2 protein-coding genes are annotated in these 3,306 nt (G+C 70.0%); both read right to left on the bottom strand.

Going from position 1 to position 3,306, the window contains the following annotated elements; genetic code table 11:
* Window positions 1-10: 10 nt before the first annotated feature.
* Window positions 11-994 (bottom strand): ABC transporter substrate-binding protein, encoded by a 984-nt coding sequence (locus ACFP3U_RS27775; protein ID WP_380228448.1) that lies wholly within the window; start codon window positions 992-994, stop codon window positions 11-13.
* Between the two features lie 387 nt (window positions 995-1,381).
* Window positions 1,382-2,728, bottom strand: a complete 1,347-nt coding sequence (locus ACFP3U_RS27770; protein WP_380228447.1) for an MFS transporter — start codon at window positions 2,726-2,728, stop codon at window positions 1,382-1,384.
* Between the last annotated feature and the right edge of the window lie 578 nt (window positions 2,729-3,306).

Below are 3,306 nucleotides of genomic sequence, written 5' to 3'. Positions count from 1 at the left end.
CGTCGGTGCGTCAGTACTGGCGGCCGGGCAGCGCGGCGGCCGCCTGGTCCTGGGTGAAGACACCCTCGACCGTCTTGATCCGGCGCGGCACCTGCTCGCCCGCCTTGACCTTCTTGACCAGCTCCATCAGCTGGTCGCCGAGCAGCGGGTTGCACTCGACCACGACGTTGATCTTGCCGTCGGCCATCGCGGTGAAGGCGTCCTTGACACCGTCGACCGAGATGATCTTGATGTCCTTGCCGGGCTTCTTGCCGGCCTCCTCGATCGCCTGGATCGCGCCGAGGGCCATGTCGTCGTTGTGCGCGTAGAGCACGTCGATGTTCGGCTGGGACTTCAGGAAGGCCTGCATGACCTCCTTGCCCTTGGCCCGGGTGAAGTCACCGGTCTGCGAGGCGACCACCTTGAACTTCGGGTCGGCCTTGATGACGTCGCCGAAGCCGGCCTTGCGGTCGTTGGCGGGGGCGGAGCCGGTGGTGCCCTGGAGCTCGACGATGTTCACCGGGTCGGTCTTGCCCTGGTACTCCTTCACCAGCCAGTCGCCGGCCTTCTTGCCCTCCTCGACGAAGTCCGAGCCGAGGAAGGAGGCGTAGAGCGACTCGTCCTTGGAGTCCACGGCGCGGTCGGTGAGGACCACCGGGATCTTCGCGTCCTTGGCCTCCTTGAGCACGGTGTCCCACCCGGACTCGACCACCGGCGAGAAGGTGATGACGTCCACCTTCTGCTGGATGAACGAGCGGATCGCCTTGATCTGGTTCTCCTGCTTCTGCTGCGCGTCGGAGAACTTCAGGTTGACGCCCGCCTTCTTCGCGGCATCCTGGACCGACTTGGTGTTGGCGGTGCGCCAACCGCTCTCCGCGCCGACCTGGGAGAAGCCGACGGTGAGCTTGCCCGAGCCGCTGCCGGCCGAGTCCTTCGATCCACCGCCGGAGCCGCAGGCGGTGAGGACGACGGCCATCGCGGTGGCGACCAGGGCCGCCGCAGCTCTCTTGGACATTTCGGATTCCTCTCGGGAAGGTACGACTGCGGGCACGGCCGCGCATGGGGGATGAAAGATGCTGAGCGCGACTCGTGTTTCGCTCAGGTGAATTGTTAGCGCTCACAATTTGCTGCGACAAGAGTCCCGTGAGGCGTTACTCAATCTTGACCGGCAGGTCGAGGTCCGGCCGGAGGAGCGGCCAACGGGGGTCTCGACGGCGCCCGCTGCCCCCTTGACAGGACGCCACTTTGACGGATCGCCAGCTCAGAGTGGATCAGCGCGTGCTCAGGTCGCCTGAATGGCCAGGTATCTGACGGATCGACAAATCAGGTGTTCAGAGCCATGGTTCGTCAACGTCATAACGCACTGCGATCAATGCTCCTCGCGCATCGCCCTGTGCCGGCCTCAGGCCTGTCGGCGCAGGGCGATGAGGGCGGCGCCGGCCACGCAGGCGACGGCGGCCGTGAGGTAGGCGAGGTGGTAGCCGGCGAGGTGGTCCTCGCGGGTGCCGGCGACCAGGACCATCACCGCCACGCCCGCGCTCGCGCCGATCTGCTGCGTCACCACGTTCACCGCGCCGGCGACGGCGTGCCGCTCGCCGGGGACGCCGGACAGGGCGGCGGAGGTCATCGAGGGGAAGTTGAGCCCCTGGCCGATGCCGCTGAGCATCAGGCCGGGCAGCACGTGCTGGACGTAGCCGCCGTCCAGCGGGGTGGTCATCCAGAGGCCGGTGCCGACCCCGATCAGGACGAGGCCGACCGCCATCAGGGTGTGCGGGGTGTAGCGGGCGAGCAGGCGGCCGGTGGCGAAGTTGGCGGTGAGGAACACGGCCGCCGACATCGGCACCAGGGCGAGCCCGGACTCGAAGGGCGAGTAGTCCAGCATCCCCTGGAGGTAGAGGGGCGCGAAGAACAGCATCCCGACCGACCCCATGTACTGCAGGAACGCCGCCAGGCTCGCGGCCCGGACCGGGGCGAGCCGGAAGAGGCCGAGCGGCAGGACCGGGTCGGCGGTGCGGCTCTCGCGCAGGACGAACAGGGCCAGGAAGAGCGCGGCGGCGGCGAGCAGGGCCCACGCCGCGGCGCCGTCGGCGCTCACGCCGACGACGAACAGGGTGAGGCCGAGGGTGCCGGTGATCGCGCCGGGCAGGTCCAGCCGGCCGCGGTGGCCGGCGCCGTCGGGCAGCGCGGCGCGGGTCACGGCCAGCACGCCGAGACCGAGGAGCACCGAGAACCACAACACCGAGCGCCAGCCGAAGAACTGGGTCAGCACGCCGCCCAGCATCACCCCGCCGCTGAAGCTCGCGGCGCCGACCGCGGCGTACACGCTGAAGGCCCGGTTGCGCGCCGGACCGGCCGGGAAGGTCTCGGTGAGCAGGGCCAGCGCGGCCGGTCCCGACAGGGCGGCGCCGATGCCCTGGACGGCGCGCGCACCCAGCAGGACGGCGGTGTTCGGCGCCGCCGCCCCGACCAGGGCGGAGACGGTGAACAGCGCGACGCCGGCCTCGAACACCCGCCGCCGGCCGAGTACGTCGGCCAGGCGGCCGCCCACCAGCAGGAAGCCGGCGAAGGTGACGGCGTAGGCGGTCATCACCCACTGGAGCGTGGTGTCGGCCAGGTGGAAGCGCTCCCCGACCGACGGGAGGGCGGCGTTGAGCACGCCGAGGCCGCTCACATCCAGGGCGAGCGCCCCGGCCAGCACGCCGAGCGCCAGCCCCGGCCGGCTCACCGCCTTGACTGCGAGGTCGGTCATGCGGGCCTCCCGACGCTGTCGCGGCGGACGGCCGCCCGGTGGGGTCGGAGCTGCGGGGAACGGCCCGGTAAGGAGCCCGCGACGCCACCCGACGTCGCCTCATCTGTCTCAACTGCCATGGGGCCAGCTTGCATTGGCCACTCAACGCTGTCCAGCCCGCCTGTGCACGCATGGTACCTGAGCGTGACGCCGCGTCCCAGGAGATCGAATCGGACACTTTGGCGATCAAATCTCGCCACCGCGTCGACGGGCCGAGGATGTGCGCAATCCTTTAGTCGGTGCACCCTCCGCGCTCACCGGCGGATGAGGCGACCAGCGGCCCGTCGTAGGCCGCCGATGTGCGATGACTCAAGCAACCTCGAAGCTCCTGACGCTCAGCGTGCCTGGCTGAGCCGTGCCGTTCGGCGCTTCGGGCCTTTCTTCTTGCCATGGGAGGAGCAGCGTTGCCTGGCCGCAAGCCCATCTCTGTCATGCGCAGGTCGAATTTCTCGCCGGCCCGGCGCCCGCTCTCCGGCAGGCGGCGCCCAACCGGGCACTGACCCTCCGGGCCCCAACCCCGCACCTCGCTGCACCTCCCC

It is taken from the genome of Kitasatospora misakiensis (genome assembly GCF_042656005.1).
GTDB classification, from domain to species: domain Bacteria; phylum Actinomycetota; class Actinomycetes; order Streptomycetales; family Streptomycetaceae; genus Kitasatospora; species Kitasatospora misakiensis.
Note: the sequence above shows the minus strand (reverse complement) of the source record. Positions and strands in the feature narration are given on the sequence as shown.

Coding starts and splice junctions, on each gene's coding strand:
- ACFP3U_RS27775 (WP_380228448.1), bottom strand. CDS start 994: ATGTCCAAGAGAGCTGCGGCGGCCCTGGTCGCCACCGCGATGGCCGTC.
- ACFP3U_RS27770 (WP_380228447.1), bottom strand. CDS start 2,728: ATGACCGACCTCGCAGTCAAGGCGGTGAGCCGGCCGGGGCTGGCGCTC.